This is a genomic window from Roseococcus sp. GW821-FHT12F05 (assembly GCF_058806835.1).
Window position 1 is genome coordinate 403080 of sequence record NZ_JBXAQB010000002.1, and the last position, 19256, is coordinate 422335.

19 protein-coding genes are annotated in these 19256 nt (G+C 69.6%); 2 read left to right on the plus strand and 17 right to left on the minus strand.

The annotated features are described in order from the left end of the window. Positions 1–16: 16 nt before the first annotated feature. Positions 17–988: a Bug family tripartite tricarboxylate transporter substrate binding protein gene (locus tag AC1ROY_RS06755; RefSeq protein WP_493147830.1), complete on the plus strand. Its 972-nt coding sequence runs from the start codon at positions 17–19 to the stop codon at positions 986–988. A 62-nt stretch (positions 989–1050) separates the two neighbouring features. On the opposite strand, the gene gloA is transcribed toward AC1ROY_RS06755, so the two are convergent. The 16 genes from gloA to phnN all read right to left on the minus strand — a co-directional run bounded on the left by gloA (position 1051) and on the right by phnN (position 15671). Further along, entirely contained in the window at positions 1051–1446 is a 396-nt protein-coding gene (gene gloA, locus AC1ROY_RS06760; protein ID WP_493147831.1) for a lactoylglutathione lyase, read from the minus strand. 29 nt (positions 1447–1475) lie between these two features. Further along, positions 1476–2306 (minus strand): LpxI family protein, encoded by an 831-nt coding sequence (locus AC1ROY_RS06765; RefSeq protein ID WP_493147832.1) that lies wholly within the window; start codon positions 2304–2306, stop codon positions 1476–1478. Further along, a complete protein-coding gene (lpxA, locus tag AC1ROY_RS06770) occupies positions 2303–3148 on the minus strand; it encodes an acyl-ACP--UDP-N-acetylglucosamine O-acyltransferase (RefSeq protein ID WP_493147833.1) in 846 nt (281 codons plus the stop codon). The genes AC1ROY_RS06765 and lpxA overlap by 4 nt, the downstream gene beginning before the upstream one ends. A gap of 5 nt (positions 3149–3153) precedes the next feature. Continuing rightward, positions 3154–3624 (minus strand): 3-hydroxyacyl-ACP dehydratase FabZ, encoded by a 471-nt coding sequence (fabZ, locus tag AC1ROY_RS06775; protein WP_493147834.1) that lies wholly within the window; start codon positions 3622–3624, stop codon positions 3154–3156. Positions 3625–3629: 5 nt separating this feature from the next. Next, positions 3630–4673, minus strand: a complete 1044-nt coding sequence (lpxD, locus tag AC1ROY_RS06780) for a UDP-3-O-(3-hydroxymyristoyl)glucosamine N-acyltransferase (protein ID WP_493147835.1) — start codon at positions 4671–4673, stop codon at positions 3630–3632. 23 nt (positions 4674–4696) lie between these two features. Next, positions 4697–5506, minus strand: coding sequence for an OmpH/Skp family outer membrane protein (locus AC1ROY_RS06785; RefSeq protein WP_493147836.1), 810 nt, complete (start codon positions 5504–5506; stop codon positions 4697–4699). A 43-nt stretch (positions 5507–5549) separates the two neighbouring features. Continuing rightward, entirely contained in the window at positions 5550–7877 is a 2328-nt protein-coding gene (bamA, locus tag AC1ROY_RS06790; protein ID WP_493147837.1) for an outer membrane protein assembly factor BamA, read from the minus strand. An 89-nt stretch (positions 7878–7966) separates the two neighbouring features. Then, positions 7967–9082 carry an RIP metalloprotease RseP gene (rseP, locus tag AC1ROY_RS06795; protein ID WP_493147838.1) on the minus strand — a complete coding sequence of 372 codons (1116 nt, stop codon included), beginning with the start codon at positions 9080–9082 and terminating at the stop codon, positions 7967–7969. 12 nt (positions 9083–9094) lie between these two features. Then, a complete protein-coding gene (dxr, locus tag AC1ROY_RS06800) occupies positions 9095–10273 on the minus strand; it encodes a 1-deoxy-D-xylulose-5-phosphate reductoisomerase (RefSeq protein ID WP_493147839.1) in 1179 nt (392 codons plus the stop codon). A 2-nt stretch (positions 10274–10275) separates the two neighbouring features. After that, complete coding sequence (locus tag AC1ROY_RS06805) at positions 10276–11091, minus strand: phosphatidate cytidylyltransferase (protein ID WP_493147840.1); 816 nt, start codon at positions 11089–11091, stop codon at positions 10276–10278. Then, positions 11092–11832 carry a polyprenyl diphosphate synthase gene (gene uppS / locus AC1ROY_RS06810; protein ID WP_493147841.1) on the minus strand — a complete coding sequence of 247 codons (741 nt, stop codon included), beginning with the start codon at positions 11830–11832 and terminating at the stop codon, positions 11092–11094. Then, positions 11832–12404, minus strand: coding sequence for a ribosome recycling factor (frr, locus tag AC1ROY_RS06815; RefSeq protein WP_493147842.1), 573 nt, complete (start codon positions 12402–12404; stop codon positions 11832–11834). Before frr ends, uppS begins: the two co-directional genes overlap by 1 nt. Positions 12405–12420: 16 nt before the next feature. Beyond that, on the minus strand, positions 12421–13146 hold the full coding sequence (gene pyrH, locus AC1ROY_RS06820) for a UMP kinase (RefSeq protein ID WP_493147843.1): 726 nt from the start codon (positions 13144–13146) through the stop codon (positions 12421–12423). Between the two features lie 86 nt (positions 13147–13232). Beyond that, on the minus strand, positions 13233–14144 hold the full coding sequence (gene tsf / locus AC1ROY_RS06825) for a translation elongation factor Ts (protein WP_493147844.1): 912 nt from the start codon (positions 14142–14144) through the stop codon (positions 13233–13235). 39 nt (positions 14145–14183) lie between these two features. Then, on the minus strand, positions 14184–14975 hold the full coding sequence (gene rpsB, locus AC1ROY_RS06830) for a 30S ribosomal protein S2 (RefSeq protein ID WP_493147845.1): 792 nt from the start codon (positions 14973–14975) through the stop codon (positions 14184–14186). A gap of 138 nt (positions 14976–15113) precedes the next feature. Then, on the minus strand, positions 15114–15671 hold the full coding sequence (gene phnN, locus AC1ROY_RS06835; RefSeq protein WP_493147846.1) for a phosphonate metabolism protein/1,5-bisphosphokinase (PRPP-forming) PhnN: 558 nt from the start codon (positions 15669–15671) through the stop codon (positions 15114–15116). 66 nt (positions 15672–15737) lie between these two features. On the opposite strand from phnN, the gene AC1ROY_RS06840 reads away from it, so the two are divergent. Next, positions 15738–17525 (plus strand): gamma-glutamyltransferase family protein, encoded by a 1788-nt coding sequence (locus AC1ROY_RS06840; protein ID WP_493147847.1) that lies wholly within the window; start codon positions 15738–15740, stop codon positions 17523–17525. Between the two features lie 4 nt (positions 17526–17529). On the opposite strand, the gene AC1ROY_RS06845 is transcribed toward AC1ROY_RS06840, so the two are convergent. Continuing rightward, entirely contained in the window at positions 17530–19089 is a 1560-nt protein-coding gene (locus AC1ROY_RS06845) for an OprO/OprP family phosphate-selective porin (RefSeq protein WP_493147848.1), read from the minus strand. Positions 19090–19256: the final 167 nt, after the last annotated feature.

The window sequence follows — 19256 nt, forward strand, 5'->3', positions numbered from 1 at the left end:
CCGGACGGAGGAAGCCATGACGATCACGCGCCGCGCCCTGCTGGCCGCCCCTGCCCTGTTGCCGCTTGCGGCGAAGGCGCAGTCCGGATGGCCGGAGCGCCCGGTCCGGATCATCGTCCCCTTCCCGCCCGGTCAGGCCGCCGACATCTTCACGCGGCTCGTGGCCGACCAGCTGTCGCAGCGCTGGCCGCAACGCGTCGTGGTGGACAACCGTGGCGGCGGCGCCGGGGCGCCGGGGCTGGAGGCGGGCGCGCGCGCCGCCCCTGACGGCTACACGCTGACCGCGGGCACGTCGGGCACGCTGAGCGTGAACCCCTCCGTGCTTCAGCGGCTGCCCTATGATGCCGAGCGCGACTTCGCCTTCATCAGCAACATCACCATGGTGCCGCTGCTGATGATCGCGCATCCGAGCTTCCCGGCTCAGACGATCCAGGACGTCGCGGCCCTGGCCCGCGCAAGGCCCGGGGAGATCAACATCGCGTCGGCGGGCCCGGCGACGAGCCAGCACCTTGCCATCGAGCTGCTGCAGCTCCGCACCGGCCTGCGATTCAACATCGTCCACTACCGCGGCTCAGGACCGGGCATCTCGGATCTCGTCGCCGGCAATGTCCCCCTGATGATGGACAGCGTGGCGAGCGCGCTGCCCCAGATCCAGGGTGGCCGTGCCCGGGCCATCGCGGTGGCGCAGCCGCGCCGCCTGCCCCAGCTGCCGGACCTGCCGACGATCGCGGAAACCGTGTCGCCCGGCTACGAAGCGGCCGGCTGGACAGGGCTCGTGGCTCCTGCCGCGACGCCGCCCGACATCATCCGGAAGATCTCGACGGATGTGCAGGCCATCCTGAACGATCGCGCCATGCAGGACCGGATCCTCAGCATGGGCGCCATCGCCGATCCCGGTACGCCGGAGGAATTCGGGGCCTTCGTGCGCAGCGAGATCGCGAAGTGGCGCGAGGTCGCCCAGGCGGCCAATGTCCGCCTGGACGGATAGAATCTGGGGTCGCGTGATTCAGACTTTTCGGCCGGATCGGCCTCAAATCATCGCGCTCGGCCCTACTTCCGCTGGATCAGCTCGATCTTGTAGCCGTCCGGATCCTCGATGAAGGCGATGAGCGTGGTGCCGAACTTCACCGGGCCGGGCTCGCGCGAGATCTTCACGCCCGCGGCGCGCATCTTCTCGCAGGTGCCGTAGATGTCCGGCACGCCGACCGCGAGATGGCCGAAGGCGCCGCCCATCTCGTATTTCTCGACGCCGTAGTTGTAGGTGAGCTCCAGCACCGTCTCCTTGCTCTCGTCGCCATAGCCGAGGAAGACCAGCGTGTACTTGCCGTCCGGCACGTCGTTCCGGCGCAGCTCGTTCATGCCGAGATGGGTCGTGTAGAAGGCGATGCTGCGGCCGAGGTCGCCGACGCGCAGCATGGTGTGCAGGTAGCGGAAGCTATCGCTCATTCTCGGGTCTCCTTGTGATGTGACGGCGTTCAGGCGGTGAAGCGTTCCGGATCGACGGCCAGGACGAAGAGCCCGGCCGCCTCGGCCGCCTCCAGCGTGGCCGCCCGCTCGGCGAGTATGGTACGGCCGGCCTCGATGGCAATGCCGCGCAGCCCCGCCGACCTCGCGCCGGCCACGGTCATGGGGCCGACCACGGGAGCGTCGATCCGCATCTCCTGGCCGGTCTTGGAAAGCTTGACCAGCACACCGCCGGGACCGTCGCGCCGCAGGTCGCCGGCGCGGGCGATCAGGGCATCCGTGCCCTCCACGGCCTCGATGCCGAGCACCATGCCCTGCTGCACCACCACGGCCTGCCCGACATCCACGGGGGCGAGGCAGCGCAGCGCCTGGATGCCGCGGGCGATGTCCCCGCGCGCCATCGCATCCGGCTCGGCCCCGGCCAGCAGGCCGGCTTCGGCCGCCGTGCTGTCCTCGATGAGGGATTGCGGCGAGACGACCTCGAAGCCCTCCTCGCCGAGCACCTGCACCACGGCCTTGAACAGCGCGTCGTCGCCCGAAAGGAGAGCGACGCCGACCCGCGCCATGGCCTTGGCCATCCAAACGTCGGGCAGCAACGACATCATCGACGGACGCTTCACCTTGCCGGCGAGGACGATATGGCTGGCGCCCTCGCCCTTCAGCCGCTGGATGATCGCGCCGCCGGCCCCGAGGCGCTCCACGGCATGCGGGAAGCGCTGATAATCCGCGGGATCGCAGAAGCCCTTCAGGCAGACGACGAAAATCTCATGGCCCGATCTGACGGCGGCGTCGGCGACGCGCGCCGGAAAGGGTCCTCCGCCGGCCAGGAGGCCGAGCTTCACGCGTCCTCGTCCTCGGCCCCCAACTCCACGGCCATGCGGCCCGGACGGATCAACTCGCGCTTGCGGTCGGCCGAGCGCAGGAAGCCCAGCACCTCGCCGACCAGCACGTCGCCCGCAAAGCGTTCCTCGGCGACGAGCATGCGCTCGGCGAAGGTGCCGGGATCCTTGAAGAGGAGCCGGAAGGCAGCGCGTAGCGCATGCAGGTTCTCGCGCGAGAAACCGCGCCGCCGCAGCCCCACCACATTCAGCCCGACCAGCCGTGCCGGCAGCCCGAAGACATTGCCGAAGGGCGGCACGTCGTTCGTGACGCCGGCCAGCCCGCCCACCATCGCGTGGCGGCCGACGCGGACCAGCTGATGGATGGCCGCGCCCCCCCCCAGGAAGCACTGCTCGCCGAGCTGGACGTGCCCACCCAGCATCACGTTGTTCGCGAGGATCACACGGTCGCCGACCCGGCAGTCATGGCCCACATGGCTGCAGGCCATCAGCAGGCAGTCCGCACCGACGCGCGTCATGCCGTCGCCGCCGACGCTGCCGCGATGCACCGTGACATGCTCGCGCAGATAGCTGCGCGGCCCGATCGTCACGCCGGTCGGCTCGCCGTGATATTTCAGGTCCTGCGGCGGCAGCCCCACGGAGGCATAGGCCGAAAGCCGGCTCTCGGCGCCGATCCGGGTCTGCCCCTCGATCACCACATGCGAGACGAGCTCGACGCCCTCCTCCAGCACGACTCCGGGGCCCACGATACAGAAGGGACCGACCCGGCAGCCGGAGCCGATCTGCGCGCCCGGCTCGACGACGGCCGAAGGATGGATGGAGGCGGTGCCCGCGATGCTGTCCACGTCTCTCACCGGTCCCTGATCATGGCGGCATAGGTCGCCTCGGCGACGATGACGCCGTCGACCTTGGCCTGGGCCGAGAACTTCCAAACATTCATCCGTCGCTGCACCTTCGTGACATGAACGCGGATCTGGTCGCCGGGCACGACCGGCCGGCGGAATTTCGCGGCCTCCACGGACATGAAGTAGACGAGCTTGCCCTGCGCGCCCTCGCCGAGAGTCGCGACCACCAGAACCGCGGCGGTCTGCGCCATGCTCTCGACGATCAGCACGCCGGGCATCACCGGCTCGGTCGGAAAATGGCCCTGGAAGAAGAACTCGTTGATCGTGACGTTCTTCACGCCGACCGCCGACTGGTCGAGCACGAGGTCCACGACCCGGTCGATCAGGAGGAACGGGTAGCGATGCGGGATCGCCGCCATGATCTGGGCGATACCGTAGGATTCTATCGTCGTATTCGGGGGTGCCGCCTGATCCATGGCTTTCACTCCGCTTCTCGTCTCTTTATGTGCCGCGATTCGGCGGTCAGGCGTCTCAGAACCTGCAAGGCCCGGAAGGCCTCGCGAATGGGTACGGCGGGGGTGCCGAAGACCTCCGCTCCGGCGGGAAGGTCCTGGATGACACCGGTCTGGGCGCCGATCCGGGCCCGGCTTCCGATCGAGAGATGCCCCGCAAACCCGGCCTGGCCGCCCGCGCTCACGTAATCGCCCATCACCGTGGATCCGGAAACCCCCACCTGCGACACCAGGATGCATCCCCGCCCTGTGCGGACGTTATGCCCTACCTGGACCAGGTTATCGAGCCGCGTCCCTTCGCCGAGGACGGTATTGGCCAGCGCGCCACGATCCACACAGCTGTTGGCGCCGATCTCGACCCCACGCCCGAGCTCGACAAGGCCAAGCTGGGGAGCCGTCTCGAAGCGCCCGTCCGGAGTGACCGTGAAGCCGAACCCCTCCTGTCCCACCCTGGCGCCCGGATGCAGCACCACCCCTTCCGCGCAGATCGCATGGGAAATGGAGGCATGGCTGTGGAGGACACAGCCCGCCCCCAGCACCACGCCCGGACCGACCGTGACCAGCGGCCCGATGAGGCATCCTTCGCCGATATGGGCTCCGGCCCCGATCACCGACATGGGCCCGATCTCGGTACCTTCGCCGATGACGGCGTCGGCCGCGACGACCGCCGTAGGATCGATGAGGGCCTGCGGCCGCCGCCGCGGATGAAACAGGGCTGCGACCTTGCCGAAGGCCGCGGCGGGCGAGGAGCAGATGATGGCAACGCAACCCTGCGGCACCTGGCTGGCGAGCGCATCCGGCACCAGGACCGCTCCGGCGCCCGTCGCCCTCAAGGCAGGGGCGTAGCGCGTCGCCTCGCAGAAGCTGACCTCGTCAGCCGTTGCCGCCTCGAGCGAGGCCACACCCGTGAAGCTCCGCGCCGGATCCCCGTCGAACACGCCGCCCGCGGCAGCGGCGATGGTCGTCAGTGAGAGAGGCCCCGCATACCCGAAAAAGCGGGCGTCAGCCGACATGCGAAGCGTCCCGCATTTCCCGATCAGCGGCGAGCGGGCTGCTGCGCCGGAGGAGCGGCAGGGGCAGTGGCAGGACGGGCCGGGGCAGCGGCACCTGACGGCGCCTGGGCACCGGGCGGCGGCGCCGGCGGCTGCGAGCCGTCGCTCTCCGGCGGGATCGTGACCTGCCGCAGGGTGCGATTGAACTGCTGCGCCACCTCTTCCGTCAGGTCGAAGGCCGGCTCGTTCATGATCACCAGCGGGCGCGGCAGGACGATATTGACATTGCGGCTGCCGGCCACCTGCCGGACCACAACGCCCAGCGCCTCCTCGATCTGCACGAGGGACTGCTGCGCCGCCTGCTCGATCGCCTGGCTGCGGTTGCGGAAGATGCGCTGACTGTCGGTGATCCGGTCCTGCAGCTCGCGCTCGCGGTTGCGGATCTGCTCCGGGTTCATCCCCGCGCGCTGCGTGGCGAGCGCCTGCTGCGCGTCGCGCCAGCCATTCTGCTCGCGCTGCAGGTCGTCGTTCAGCCGGGTCCGGCGACGCTCGATCTCCTCGCGCACCTGGTTGAAGGCGGTGGAAAGGCGCTGGATCTCGGGAATGTCCACAATGCCGATCACGGCCGCGGGCGGCGGCGTGCCGGGCGGCAGAGCCGGCGGGCGGGCCGCCGTCGGACCTGGGCGCGCCGGCGCCTGCGCCGGAGCCTGGGACGGCCGCTGCTGCGGCTGCGCCGGACGCTGGCCTGCCGCACCCTGATTCTGGCCCGGGACGAACCACTCCTGGCCCTGCCTCTGCTGCGCCCAGGCCAGCGTGGGGGCCACGCTCGGGGCCAGGCCCAGCAGAAGGGCCATCGAAAGTCGGAACGATGTCATTGGCGTCTACCTGTCCCAGCGCTCAGAAGCGCGTACCAAAGCCGAAACGGAAAACCTGAGTCTGATCGTAGCTCTGCTTCACGACTGCCTGGGCGACGTCGAGGTTGATCAGCCCGAAGGGGCTTCTCCACGAGATGCCGACGCCGGCGCCGACGCGAGGCGTGGCGGTGTCGCCGATGCCCGTGCCCGAGACCGTGTCCCACAGCGCGCCGACATCGACGAAGGCCCGGCCGATCAGGCCGATCTCGGAGGGCACCGGCAGCGGGAAGCGCATCTCCGTGGTCTGCGTCCACATCATGCGGCCGCCGAGGGCGTCGCTCGTCACGAGGTCGCGCGGCCCGGCGCCCGCGAGGGCGAAGCCGCGCAGGTTCTCGCCGCCGAGGAAGAAGCGGTCGACGATGCGGTCCTGGTTGCTCCCGCCGTAGGAACGCAGCACGCCCGCACTGCCGAAGAAGGTCAGCACGTAGTCGGGATCGCCGAAGACCCGCTCGAAGGGCAGGAAGAGCGCGCCGTCGAGGCGGGCGCGCACATAGGCCACGTCGCCGCCCAGGCCGGCGAAATCGGTGCCGAGGCGCAGCAGGTAGCCGCGCCGCGGCTCGATCAGGTTGTCGCGGGTGTCGTAGGCCAGCGTCTGGCTGATCTGGCTGAGGATGGTGCTGCCCTGCTGCTCCAGAACGAAGCGCGAGGCACCCGGCTGGATGTCGTAGATGTTACGATTGACCAGGCTGTAGGACCAGGACTGCCGCAGGCGCTCGTTGAACTCGTAGCCCGCGCGCAGCGCGAAGCCCGCGCGCCGCTCGCTGTACTGCGAGACCTGGAGCAGGTTCCGCTGGATGTAGAAGATGTCGGCGCCGACCGCGAGGTTCCGGTCCAGGAAGGCCGGCTCGGTCAGCGAGATGTCCACCTGGCTGCGCCGCTGGGCGATGGTGGTATTGAGGCGCGCGTCGAGGCCCGTGCCCGAGAGGTTGCGCTCGCGCAGGCCGAAATCGGCCAGGAAGCCGGCATCGGTCGAGTAGCCGCCGCCCACGCTGACCTCGCCGGTCGCGCGCTCCGTGATCTGCGTGGTCAGGATGGTGCGGTCGGGCGCAGTGCCCGGCGAGTTGGTGATCTGGACGTCGCTGAAATAGCCGAGGTTCCGGATGCGCTCGCGGGAGCGGCGCACCTGGGCCGCGTTGAAGGCATCGCCCTCGGCCAGACGGAACTCGCGGCGGATCACCCGGTCCTGCGTGCGGGTGTTGCCGTTGATGTCGATGCGCTCGACGAAGACGCGCGGCGCCTCGTTTACGGCGAAGGTGATGTTGACCTTCCGGGCGTCGGTGTCGCGGGTGATGCGCGGCTGGACGTCCACGAAGGGGAAGCCGCGCAGGTTGGCGGCATCCGCCAGCGCCTGCGCGCTGCGCTCCACGGCGTCGCCGTCGTACCACTCGCCCGGCGCGATCTCGAGGAAGCGGCGGATCTCGTCGGTGTTCAGGTTCGGGAAGGCGGAGGTGATCTCCACCGTGCCGAAGGTGTAGCGCTGCCCTTCGTCGATATTATAGGTCAGGAAGAAGCCGCTGCGGTCCGGCGCCAGCTCCGCGGTCGCGGTGCCGATCTGCACGTCGGGATAGCCGGTGCGGAGGTAGTAGCGGCGCAGCAGCTCGCGGTCGAAGTTGAGGCGGTCGGGATCGAAGGTATCGGAGTTGGAGAGGAAGCGGTAGAACGCCTCCTCCTTGGTGGACACGACCTCGCGCAGACGGGAATCGCTGTAGGCCCGGTTGCCGACAAAGTTGATGCGGGCGACCAGGGCAGCGTCGCCTTCCTGGATCTCGAAGACCACGTCGACCCGGTTCTGATCCAGCTCGATGATCTTCGGCTCGACACGCGCGGCGAAGCGGCCGCGGCGGGCATAGAGGTCGAGGATGCGCTGGCGGTCGGCCTGAACGAGCTGCGAGGTGTAGACGGCGCGCGAGCGCAGCTGGACCTCGTTGCGCAGGACATCGTCGGAAACGCGGCGATTGCCCTCGAAGGCGACACGGCTGACCAGCGGGTTCTCCGCCACATCGACGATCAGCCGCTGGCCGTCGCGGGAGATGCGGACATCGCGGAACAGGCCCGTCGCGAAAAGGCTGCGGATGGAGCGGTCGGCCCGGTCGGCGTCATAGAGATCGCCCGGCTGGAGCAGCATGTAGCTGCGCACGGTGTCGGTCTCGATCCGCTGGTTGCCCCGGACCTCGACCGCCGTGATGATGCCGCCCGGCGCCTCGACCGCCCGGGCGGGCGCGGGGCGCCGGCCCTGTGCATCGGCCTGGCCCGGCGACAGCATCACGAGGCCGGCGGTCGTGAGCAGGATAGCGCGCAGCGTTGTCGTCAAGGAAAGACCCATATGTTTGCGTCGAGCCGGAGCCGGCGGGAACATAGCCGCGCCACCCACATGCCGCCACCCCGCCATTTCCAACCCTCTCATCCGACCAACCCAGCCACCCAGCGACCGATCACGCCATGCGCGATATCGTTCCAGGTTGCAAATAAAAACAGGCAGATCAGCACGGCGAAGCCGGCGCGGAAGCCAACCTCCAGGGCCTTGGGCGGAAGCGGCCGCCCCCGGATCGCCTCGGCGGCGTAGAACATGAGATGGCCGCCGTCCAGCAGCGGGATGGGAAAGAGATTTAGCAGCGCCAGGCTCACCGACAGCAGCGCCATCAGGTTGATCAGCGGCACGATGCCGAGCGTCGCGGCCTCGCCGGAAACCTCGGCGATCCGGATAGGCCCTCCGAGCTCGCGCGCGCTGCGCGAACCAGTCAGCATCTCGCCGATGCCGACCAGGGTCGCCCAGCTGACGTCGGCCGTCTGCACGGTGCCGGCCCAGAGTGCCGAGATGGGATCCAGCCGCTCGAAAGTGGCCTGGCCGCCCTGGATTCCCAGGATGCCGACGGGCTGTGCCTCGCTGCCGGGCCGGACGGCCGGCACCACCTGAAGGTCCAACTCGCGCCCATCGCGCTCGAGCCGCACTGCGACCTGCTGGCCGGCGCGCGGCTGGATGTGGCGCTGGACCTGGTCGAATCGGGTCACGCGCTCGCCATCCAGGGCGAGGATGGTGTCGCCCGGCATGATGCCCGATACCTCGGCCGGCGAGCCCGGCGCCACGGCGGAGATGCTCGCCAGGCCGCGCGGGATGCCGTTGGTCGCGAAGAGGAGGGCGAAAAGGAGAGCCGCCAGCAGGAAATTGGCCACCGGCCCGGCCGCGACCACGATCGCCCGGTCCAGCACACCCTTGTTGTGGAAGGTGAGGCCGGGGCGTTCCGGCACGCGGTCCGCTTCCGGCGTCTCGTCATAGGGCGCCTGGCCGTGCAGCTTCACGTAGCCCCCCAGCGGGATCCAGGCGATGCGCCATTGGGTTCCGCGCCGGTCCTGCCAGGAGGCGATGGCCTTGCCGAAGCCGATGCTGAAAGCGTCGACATGCACCCGCCGCCAGCGGGCCGCCAGATAGTGGCCGAGCTCGTGGAAGAAGATCAGGACGCCCAGCACGACCAGGAAGGCCAACAATGTGCGGACAGCGGCAGGGAGGAATTCGAGCATGATGGAACTCCGTCAGGCGGCTGCGCGGTGCGCGGCGATACGAGAAGCTTCGTGGCGGGCGGCCTGGTCGAGCGCCAGGATGGAACCGAGGTCCGAGACAGGCTGACTTCCCAGCGCCGCGAGCGTCTCCTCCACCACGGCCGCGATGTCGAGGAAGCCGAGGCCGCGCGCCAGGAAGAGCCCGACGGCCACTTCATTGGCGGCGTTCAGCACGCAGGGGGCGCCGCCCTCGGCCTCCAGGGCCTCGCGGGCCAGGCGCAGCGCGGGGAAGCGCTGCGTGTCGGGCGCCTCGAAATCGAGCCGGCTCAGGGCCGCGAGGTCGAGCCGCGCCACCTGCACGGACATGCGGCTGGGCCAGGCCAGGCAGCTGGCGATGGGGGTCCGCATGTCGGGCGTGCCGAGCTGGGCCAGCAGCGAGCCGTCGGCATATTGGACCAGCCCATGCACGGCCGATTGCGGGTGGATGAGCACGCCGAGCTGATCGGGGCGGACCGGGAAGAGGCGCGCGGCCTCGATCAGCTCGAGTCCCTTGTTGAACATGGTGGCGCTGTCGACGCTGATCTTGGCGCCCATGGACCAGACCGGGTGCCGGACCGCCTGCTCGGGCGTCGCCTGGGCCATCTGGGCGGGCGTCCACTCCCGGAAAGGTCCCCCCGACGCCGTCAGGATGATCTGCTCGATCACGGAGGGGTCGCGGGCGTCCAACGCCTGGAAGATGGCGTTGTGCTCGGAATCCACCGGGAGCAGCGTGGCGCCGGTGCTCTTGGCCGCATCCAGCACGATATCGCCGGCGCAGACCAGGCTCTCCTTGTTGGCCAGGGCCAACGTTCCGCCGCGTCCGAGCGCCGCGAGGGTGCTGCGCAGCCCGACGGCGCCGACGATGGCGGCCATGGTCCAGTCGGCGTAGCGGGCGGCCGCGGCGATCACGGCATCGGCACCGGCCGCCACCTCGATACCGGAGCCCGCCAGCTCCTCCTTGAGATCCGAATAGGCGCGCTCATCGGCGACAACGGCGAGTCGCGCCTGATGCGCCCTGGCCTGTGCGGCCAAGGTCTTGGCGTCCTTCCCTGCGACCAGCGCTTCCACGGCGAACTCGCCGGGCCGCGCCGCCGCCAGCAGGGACAGCGTGCTGCGGCCGACCGAACCGGTGCTACCCAGGACCGTGACGCTGCGGGGGGACGAGACGGGCAAACCTACCTCCAAAGATGAACGCCGGGCCCCGCGACGACGCCGAGCAGCGCAGCGAGGGGGGCCGCCGCCAGCACGCCGTCGAGGCGGTCGAGCAGGCCGCCATGGCCGGGGATCAGTCCGGACGAGTCCTTTACGCCGAATCGGCGCTTAATCCAGCTTTCCAGCATATCACCCGATTGGGTGGCGATGCCGAGCATGGCCGAGACCAGGACCATCCGGACCAATGAGCCGCCGGGACCCAGCATCAGCGCCGCGCCCAGACCCACCGCCGAAGCCCCGAACAGGCCTCCGACCGCCCCGGACCAGGTCTTGTTGGGCGAAATCGCCGGCGCGAGCTTCGGGCCGCCCAGGCTCCGGCCGGCGATATAGGCCGCTATGTCCGAGGCCCAGACCACCAGGAACAGGAAGATCACATTGTCCCGCCCGACGAGGTCGTCGTGCCGCAGCGCAATCAGCGCGACGCCGGCGAGACCTATATAAAGGACTCCGAAGGCCAGCCAGACCGGCCGGGCCCCGGCAACCCGCGTCGCCGCGTACCATGTTGCCACGGTCCCCACCCCCAGGACCAGCAGCCCGAGCCCCGGCTGGCCCAGGACCGCCGCAGCGCCAGCGATCAGGATGAAAGGTCCGACGACGGCGCCCGGGAGGCTCCGGGTCGAACTGCCGCAGAGCTTCACCCATTCCCAGGCCAGTCCGGCCACGCAGAGCGCCATCAGCGCCGCCCACCAATGCGCGCCCAGCCAGACGCAAAGCAACGCCGCCGGTCCCAGCACGGCCGCGGTCAAGACACGCTTGCGCAGGTCGGTCCAGTTCCGCATTCAGCCGATGCGGGCGCCGAAACGCCGCTCCCGCGCGGCGTAGTCGGTCAGGGCGGCGTTGAAATCCGCCACGCCGAAGTCCGGCCAGAGGCCGGGCAGGAAGATCAGCTCGGCATAGGCGGCCTGCCAGAGCAGGAAGTTGGAGATGCGCTGCTCGCCGGACGTCCGGATGATCAGGTCCGGGTCGGGCATCCCCGCCGTGAAGAGGCGCGACGCGAAGCCGGCTTCGTCCAGCTTCTCCGGATCGAGCTCGCCTCGCGCGGCGGCGGCGGCGGCCGAGCGGGCCGCCGAGAGGATCTCGGCCCGGGCGCCATAGGAGAGCGCCACCGTCAGGTTGAGCCGCAGCCCCCCCTCGGTGCGCTGCTCGGCCGCGTCGATGGCCTTCAGCGTCTCCTCGCCGAAACGCCCCCGATCGCCGATGACGCGTAGCCGCACACCCTCGCGGGTAAGTTGGGCGACCTCCGCCCGCAGGTAGTGGCGCAGCAAGGCGGTCAGCTCCTGCACCTCGTCGGCCGGGCGGCCCCAATTCTCCGAGGAGAAGGCGAAGAGCGTCAGCCAGGACACACCGGCGCCGATCGCGGCCTCGATCGTCCGTCGCGCGGCGTCCGCGCCAGCCCGGTGGCCCAGCGCCACGGGAAGCCCCCTCGCCAAAGCCCAACGACGATTCCCGTCCATGATGACGGCGACGTGGCGGGGCGGCGGCGCGCCCGCCCCCGCCTGCAAGGCAGGGTGCGCGGACATCAGACGGTCTTGATGTCCTTTTCCTTCTCGGCGAGCGACACGTCGATCTTCTTCACGTAGTCGTCGGTCAGCTTCTGGACCTCGTCGGACCAGCGCTTGGCGTCGTCCTCGCCGATCTCGGACTTCTTCTTCCAGCCCTGGATCTGCTCCATGCCGTCGCGGCGGACGCCGCGGATGGCGACCTTGGCGCCTTCGGAGTACTTCGCCGCTGTCTTGGCCAGCTCGTTGCGGCGCTGCTCGGTCAGCGGCGGCAGCATGACGCGGATGGTCTGCCCCTCGGATTGCGGGTTCAGACCGAGGCCGGAGTCGCGGATCGCAATCTCGACGGCCTTGGTCACCGAGCGGTCCCAGACCTGCACCTGCAGCATCGATGGGCCGGCGACGGAGACATTGGCAACCTGGGCCAGCGGCTGGTTGCTGCCATAGGCCTCCACGCGGATCGGCTCCAGCAGCGAGGGGCTCGCGCGGCCCGTGCGCAGGCCGGCGAATTCCTTCTTCAGCGTCTCCAGCGCGCCATCCATGCGGCGCACCAGATCGGTCTTTAGCGTCTTGTTGTCGGGCGGGACAGCCATGGGAAAGGCCTCGGCGTCAGGGGGTGTCGGTTACGGTGGTGAAGCGGCCTTCGCCCTTCATGACGGCCGTAAAAGCCCCGGGTTCGTGGATGTTGAAGACAATAATGGGCAGATGGTTTTCCCGCGCAACCGAGATGGCCGCCGCGTCCATCACCGCCAGATCGCGCGACAGCATCTCCAGGTAGGTGAGCGTCTCGTAGCGCTCGGCCTCCGGGTCCTTGCGCGGATCCGCCGCATAGACCCCGTCCACCTGCGTGCCCTTCAGCAGCGCGTCACAGCCCATCTCAGCCGCACGCAGGGCCGCCGCCGTGTCGGTGGTGAAGAAGGGATTGCCCGTGCCGGCGCCGAAGATCACGACCCGGCCCTTCTCCATGTGGCGCATGGCGCGCCGCCGGATATAGGGCTCGCAGATGGAGCTCATCTCGATCGCGGACTGGACCCGGGTCTGGACGCCGGCCTTCTCGAGCGCGGACTGCATGGCCAGCGCGTTCATCACGGTCGCCAGCATGCCCATGTAGTCGGCCTGGGCGCGGTCCATGCCGGTGGCGGCGCCGGCGATCCCCCGGAAGATGTTGCCGCCGCCGATCACCATGGCGACCTCGACGCCCAGCGCCACCACTCCGGCGACGTCCTGAGCGATGGCCTTGAGGGTGGCGACGTCCAGCCCGTAGGAGCGGCTACCCATCAGGGCCTCGCCCGAGACCTTCAGCAGCACGCGCTTGTATTTCGGCGTTTCGCTCATCGCTGATCCGGTCTGCTGGAGAAGTGGTACTGACACGCAAATGTGGCGCCGGGGCGGCGAAAACCGCCCCGGCGGATACTATCGGCTCAGGAAACGCCGGAAGCGGCGGCGACCTCGGCCGCGAAGTCGGAGGCCTGCTTCTCGATGCCCTCGCCCAGCTGGAAGCGGGCGAAGCCCTTGAGCGCCAGGCCGGCCTTGGCCACCACGGCCTTCACGCGGCTCTCGCCGTCATGCACCCAGACCTGCTCCAGCAGGACCACTTCCTCGTAGAACTTCCGGATGCGGCCCTCGACCATCTTCTCGATGACCGCGGGCGGCTTGCCGGAGGCCATCGCCTGCTCGGTCAGCACGTTCTTCTCGCGCTCCAGGGCGGAGGGCTCGACGGCGCTGACATCCAGCGCCTCCGGGCGGGTGGCGGCGACGTGCATGCCGATCTGCCGGCCGAGCGTCTCCATGACAGCGTCCTCGCCCTCACCCTCGAGCGCCACGAGCACGCCGATCTTGCCGAGGCCCGGCTTGACCGAGTTGTGGATGTAGGTCGCGACCGTGCCCTTCTCGACCGAGAAGACCTTCGCGCGGCGAATGGTCATGTTCTCGCCGATCGTGGCGATCATCTTGGTCAGCTCTTCCTGGGTGCTGTGCGTCGTGCCCGGGAAGGTCGCGGCCTTGAGATGCTCCAGGTCGTCGCCGACCGAGAGGGCGAGGCCCGCCACCTCGGCCACGAAGTTCTGGAAGGCCTCGTTGCGCGCGACGAAGTCGGTCTCGGCATTCACCTCGACCATGGCCGCGACGCCGGGGCCGGAGGCGACGCCCACCAGGCCCTCGGCGGCCACGCGGCCGGACTTCTTGGCGGCGGCCGACAGCCCCTTCTTCCGGAGCCAGTCGATCGCGGCCTCCATGTCGCCGCCGGTCTCCACCAGCGCCTTCTTGCAGTCCATCATGCCGGCGCCGGTGGCGTCGCGCAGCTCCCGCACCATGCCGGCCGTGATTTCAGCCATTGCTCAAGCTCCTCGTTGTGGCGCTTTGGGTATCGACGCTCAGGCCTGGGCGGCCGGAGCTTCCTCAGGGGCAGCGACCTCGACCGGGGCCTCTTCGGCCATCGGCTCGGCCATGGCGCCGACGTCGCGGCCGGACGCCTGCATCTCGGCGGAGATGCCGTCGAACACGGCGGCGGCGACCAGGTCGCAGTACAGGTTGATGGCGCGGATCGCGTCGTCATTGCCCGGGATCGGGAAAGTCACGCCGGTGGGATCGCAGTTGCTGTCCACGACGGCCACGACGGGAATCCCCAGCGTGTTCGCCTCCTCGATAGCCAGCTTCTCCTTCACCACGTCGATGACGAAGATCATGTCGGGAAGGCCGCCCATCTCGCGGATGCCGCCCAGCGCGCGGTCGAGCTTGTCGCGCTCGCGCGTCAGCATCAGCACTTCCTTCTTGGTCAGGCCCTGGATGTCGCCCTGGAGGCGGCCGTCCATTTCCTTGAGGCGCTTGATGGAGCCGGTGATGGTCTTCCAGTTGGTCAGCATGCCACCGAGCCAGCGGTGGTTGACGTAGTACTGGCCGCAGCGGGTCGCCGCCTCGGCCACGTATTCCGCCGCCGCCTTCTTGGTGCCCACGAAGAGCACGCGGCCGCCGCCAGCCACCGTGTCGCGCACGGCGCGCAGGGCGCGCTCGAGCATCGGGACGGTCTGCTGCAGATCCAGGATATGGACCTGGTTGCGGATGCCGAAGATGTACGGCGCCATCCGCGGGTTCCAGCGCCGCGTGTGGTGGCCGAAATGCACGCCGGCCTCGAGCAGCTGGCGCAGGTTAACGTCGGGCATCGCCATGAGCGAAATTCCTTCCAAATCAGTCCGGTTGAGCCTCCGCGCCGCAAAACCTCGACCGAAGCCGAGACCGGACCCTTGCCATATGGAAGGGAGCGACGCGTGTGGATTTCCGGCGGAACATCCGCCGGATGCGCAGCCCTATGGCCGAAAAGCCCCTGACACGCAAGATGAGGCGGCCGCTTCCAGCACATGCCGGAGGCGCGCGGCGCCCTCCTCGATGGAGGAGTCGTTACGGATTGTGATCACATCCAGCCCGTCCGGAAGGCCCATCTCCCGATCGAGGCGCGCAGCGATCTGATCCGCCGTCTCACGGCCCCGACGCGCCAGCCGCTCGGCCAGCAGATTCCGCGGCGCGGTCACCTCGACGACCTGCAGACGCCGCAAGCGCGCCGCCTCGTGCAGCACCGTCCGGGATACGCTGATCACGACCAGACTATCCTCGGGGGCCTCACTGCGTCGGATGCCGTAGCAAAGCCCGTGCGCCTGCCAGGTCAGGATAAAGGCTCCTGCCGCGGCAAGTTCCTGGAATTCCCCGGGGGAGACCGCCTCATGCGCCTCGCCGCCGGCCTGGGCCGGACGGGTGATCGTGCGCCTTGCGAAGTGGAAACGCGCGTCATCCGCCAGATCGGCCCGGACGCGGTCCAGAAGGCTGTCCTTCCCCGCGCCCGAAGGGCCAGCCAGTGCCACCCAGATCATCGTCCCTCCGGATTGACCCCGCGCCCCTTCTTTGCGCAGATCAAGCCGCTTCCGAAAAGGCCCCACATGTTCACGACCCGCCCCGAAATCGCCGGAACCTTCGGCGTTGTGGCCTCCACGCACTGGCTCGCGAGCCAAGTCGGCATGGCGGTCCTGGAGCAAGGCGGCAATGCCTTCGACGCGGCGGCGGCGGCGGGCTTCACCCTGCAGATCGTGGAGCCACACCTGAACGGGCCCGGCGGCGACTGCCCGATCATCCTGCACGACGCGAAGCTCGGGAAGGAGCTGGTGATCTGCGGCCAGGGGCCTGCACCGGCCGGCCTGACCGTCGATCTGGTGAAGGGGAAGTACGGTCTCGACATCATGCCGGGCACGGGCTTCCTGGCCGCACCCATTCCCGGCGCCTTCGACGCCTGGGCCTCGATGCTGCTCAACCACGGCACCTGGCGCCTGCGCGACGTGCTGGCCTATGCCATCTCCTACGCCCGGAACGGCGCGCACATGGTGCCGCGGGTCTGCCAGACCGTCGCGACCGTGAAGCCCCTCTTCGAGACGGAGTGGAAGAGCTCGGCCGCCCTCTGGCTGCGCGACGGCGGCCCTCAGCCGGGCAAGCTCTACGCCAACCCCACCTTGGCCGACACCTATGAAAGGGTGATCCGTGAGGCCGAGGCGCCCGGCCGTGACCGCGACGCGGAGATCCAGGCCGCCCGGAATGCCTGGTACTCCGGCTTCGTCGCCGAAGCGGTCGATCGCTTCGGTCGCATCCCGGCCATGGACACTTCGGGCGAGCGTCACGCAGCAGCGTTGACGGGCCATGACATGGCCGGCTGGCGCGCCGGCGTCGAGACACCCGCGGCCTTCGAGTTCATGGGCACCACCGTCCTGAAATGCGGCCCCTGGAGCCAGGGGCCGGCCATGCTGCAGACCCTGGCGCTGCTCTCCGGCTTCGACCTCGCGGCGATGGACCCGGTGGGCCCCGACTTCGTCCACCATGTCACGGAAGCCATGAAGCTTGCCTTCGCCGACCGCGAGGCCTTCTACGGCGACCCGAACTTCACCGAAGTCCCGCTCGCGACGCTGCTCTCCAAGGCCTACACGGACGAGCGCCGCAGGCTGATCGGCCACGACGCCTCGCTGGAGTTCCGGCCCGGCAACCCGGATGGCCTGCCGATCCGCGGCGTCGACTACGCCGCCGCCGTCCACCGTTCCGAGGCGATGGCCATGGCGGCGGGCACCGGCGAGCCCACCGTCTCGCGCCTCGGCGCTTCCGGCGGCGACACCTGCCACATCGACGTGATCGACCGCTTCGGCAATTTCGTCAGCGCGACCCCTTCGGCCGGCTGGCTGCAATCCTCCCCCGCCATTCCGGAGTTGGGCTTCTGCCTCGGCTCGCGCTGCCAGATGTTCTGGCTCGACGAGTCGCTGCCCAACGGCCTCCAGCCGGGCAAGCGGCCGCGCACCACCCTCTCGCCTTCCATGGTGCTGCGCGAGGGGAAACCCTGGATGAGCTTCGGCACGCCGGGCGGCGAGCAGCAGGACCAGTGGCAGTCCATCATGCTCTCCCGGATGCTGGCGCACGGCTTCAACATCCAGGAGGCGATCGACCTGCCCTCCTTCCATTCCGAGCACTGGGTCAGCAGCTTCTGGCCGCGCGGCGCCAAGCCCGGAAAGCTCGTGCTGGAGGGGCGCTTCGCGCCGGAGGTGCTCTCGGCGCTCCACGCGCGCGGCCACAGGGCCGAGATGGGCGGCGAGTGGAGCGAGGGCCGCCTGACGGGCGCCCGCCGCGAGCCGGACGGGCAGATCTTCGCCGGCGCGAACCCCCGCGGCATGCAGGGCTACGCGGTCGGCCGCTGAGGCATCAGAACGCCGCCTGCATGCGCATGGCGACGGTGTTGAGGCGCTGGCCGATCTGCGTGGTCCCGGTGGCGTCCAGACGGTTCACCGCCACGTTGTTCCATTGCAGCATCAGCCGCAGGTTGGCGTTCGGGTACCAGTTGATGCCCGCGCCGATGATCTCCTGCCGGCCGCCGAAGACGCCGCCGGTGGCGCTGGCGGCCCGGCCGCGCGTCACGTTGTCGTTCAGGTCCGCGACGCTGTAGCGGCCAACCAGCTCGAAGGCGCCGATCCCGCCGTCCCGCAGGCTGAAGGGCCGGGCCGGCACCACGCCGCCGAAGGCCGCGCCCGCTGGCGCGTAGCGGCGGGGCTCGCCCGTCATCACCCAGCTCGCCTCCACATAGCCGCCCCGGAACTGCAGGTCGGGCCGCGGCGCCGTGCCGGACTTGGACTGGTCCACGCCGATCTGGATGTACTCGCCCTGGACGAGGAAATTGCGCCAGCGCAGGGCGAATTCCGGCCCCCACTGATAGGCGCTGTCGGCGGCGATGGCGCCCGTGTCGATCAGGCGGTTCTGGTCGATCCGCAGCTCGGGCCGGTCGCGCAGCTGGATGGTCTGCCCACTCGCGGTCCGGCCGATGTCGAAGGCCATCGAGCCCGAAAGGCCCAGATGGAGGTCCCAGTCCTCGGTCGCGATGGGCCGGCCCGCCACGCGGAAGGTGCCGCCCGTCTGCTGCGGCGTGGCGAGGGCCGCGCTCTGCGAGCCGTAGCTCGCGCCTGTCAGGTAGCCGGCGGCGAACCAACGCTGGTCCGCCCAGGCGGCGCCGGCGGAGGCGCGCGCATCGCCGGCCGAGATGTTGCGCGCGATCTCGACGATGCTCGGACGCTCCATGAAGAAGAAGGCGTTGGAGCTGGTCGCGTCGCCGAGCGTGAGCCAGGGCTTGAAGTAGCCCGCCGTGATGGTGAGCGGCCGCACCGGGTTCCAGTTGATGTTGGCCTCGTAGAGGGTCGGGCTCCCGTCCGGCGAGCCGCCGAAATCCGGCGTGACGTTCAACGTGAAGTCGTCGTAGCGGAAGACGAAGGGGAGGCGCGCGCGCCGCAGGTTCTCGCCGAAGCTGTCCAGCTTCGCGACGCCGCGCTGGTCAGGCGAGCCGCGGCCATCGCGGATGTAGCCGCCCACGTCGAAATGAACCTGCGCGCCGACTGAGGCCGAGAACCGGCCGTCCGCCGAGGTGATCGTCGGCCGGCCGCCAGGCATGGTGATGCGGACCTGCGGCTCCGCGGGCGCGGCCGGAGCGGGCGCGGGAGCCACGGCCGGCACAGGCGGAAGGGCGGCAACCTGGACGGCGGTCTGCCGGGCTGACCTCGCCTCCGCCCGCGCGGCGGCCGCCTCCTGGCGCGCCGAGCGGGCCTCCATCTCGCGACGCACAGCGTCCTGGCGCAGGCGGCCGAGCTCGGCCTGGAGGCTGCGGATCTGCGCTTCGATCGCCTCGAGCCTGGCAGCGTCCTGTGCCAGGGCCGGACCTGTGGGAGCCAGGGCCAGCAGGCCGCCCATCGCGAGAAGGGCGGGGCGTCCGATCTTCATGTCCATCAGGGATCCCTCGATCGTCGTGGATGATGCCGCACAGGTGTGCAGGCATCGCGAAGATCAAAGGCTCGGATCGCGTGACGTCTTGATGAATACGACCCTCAGAGCCGGAATTTTGCAGTAAATTTGCCTCCCGGCAATATTCCGGACAGATAAGGCCCTAT

Coding starts and splice junctions, on each gene's coding strand:
- tsf (WP_493147844.1), bottom strand. CDS start 14,144: ATGGCTGAAATCACGGCCGGCATGGTGCGGGAGCTGCGCGACGCCACC.
- AC1ROY_RS06845 (WP_493147848.1), bottom strand. CDS start 19,089: ATGAAGATCGGACGCCCCGCCCTTCTCGCGATGGGCGGCCTGCTGGCC.
- lpxD (WP_493147835.1), bottom strand. CDS start 4,673: ATGTCGGCTGACGCCCGCTTTTTCGGGTATGCGGGGCCTCTCTCACTG.
- AC1ROY_RS06755 (WP_493147830.1), top strand. CDS start 17: ATGACGATCACGCGCCGCGCCCTGCTGGCCGCCCCTGCCCTGTTGCCG.
- fabZ (WP_493147834.1), bottom strand. CDS start 3,624: ATGGATCAGGCGGCACCCCCGAATACGACGATAGAATCCTACGGTATC.
- AC1ROY_RS06805 (WP_493147840.1), bottom strand. CDS start 11,091: ATGCGGAACTGGACCGACCTGCGCAAGCGTGTCTTGACCGCGGCCGTG.
- phnN (WP_493147846.1), bottom strand. CDS start 15,671: ATGATCTGGGTGGCACTGGCTGGCCCTTCGGGCGCGGGGAAGGACAGC.
- frr (WP_493147842.1), bottom strand. CDS start 12,404: ATGGCTGTCCCGCCCGACAACAAGACGCTAAAGACCGATCTGGTGCGC.
- gloA (WP_493147831.1), bottom strand. CDS start 1,446: ATGAGCGATAGCTTCCGCTACCTGCACACCATGCTGCGCGTCGGCGAC.
- AC1ROY_RS06785 (WP_493147836.1), bottom strand. CDS start 5,506: ATGGCCCTTCTGCTGGGCCTGGCCCCGAGCGTGGCCCCCACGCTGGCC.
- rseP (WP_493147838.1), bottom strand. CDS start 9,082: ATGCTCGAATTCCTCCCTGCCGCTGTCCGCACATTGTTGGCCTTCCTG.
- pyrH (WP_493147843.1), bottom strand. CDS start 13,146: ATGAGCGAAACGCCGAAATACAAGCGCGTGCTGCTGAAGGTCTCGGGC.
- uppS (WP_493147841.1), bottom strand. CDS start 11,832: ATGTCCGCGCACCCTGCCTTGCAGGCGGGGGCGGGCGCGCCGCCGCCC.
- AC1ROY_RS06840 (WP_493147847.1), top strand. CDS start 15,738: ATGTTCACGACCCGCCCCGAAATCGCCGGAACCTTCGGCGTTGTGGCC.
- rpsB (WP_493147845.1), bottom strand. CDS start 14,975: ATGGCGATGCCCGACGTTAACCTGCGCCAGCTGCTCGAGGCCGGCGTG.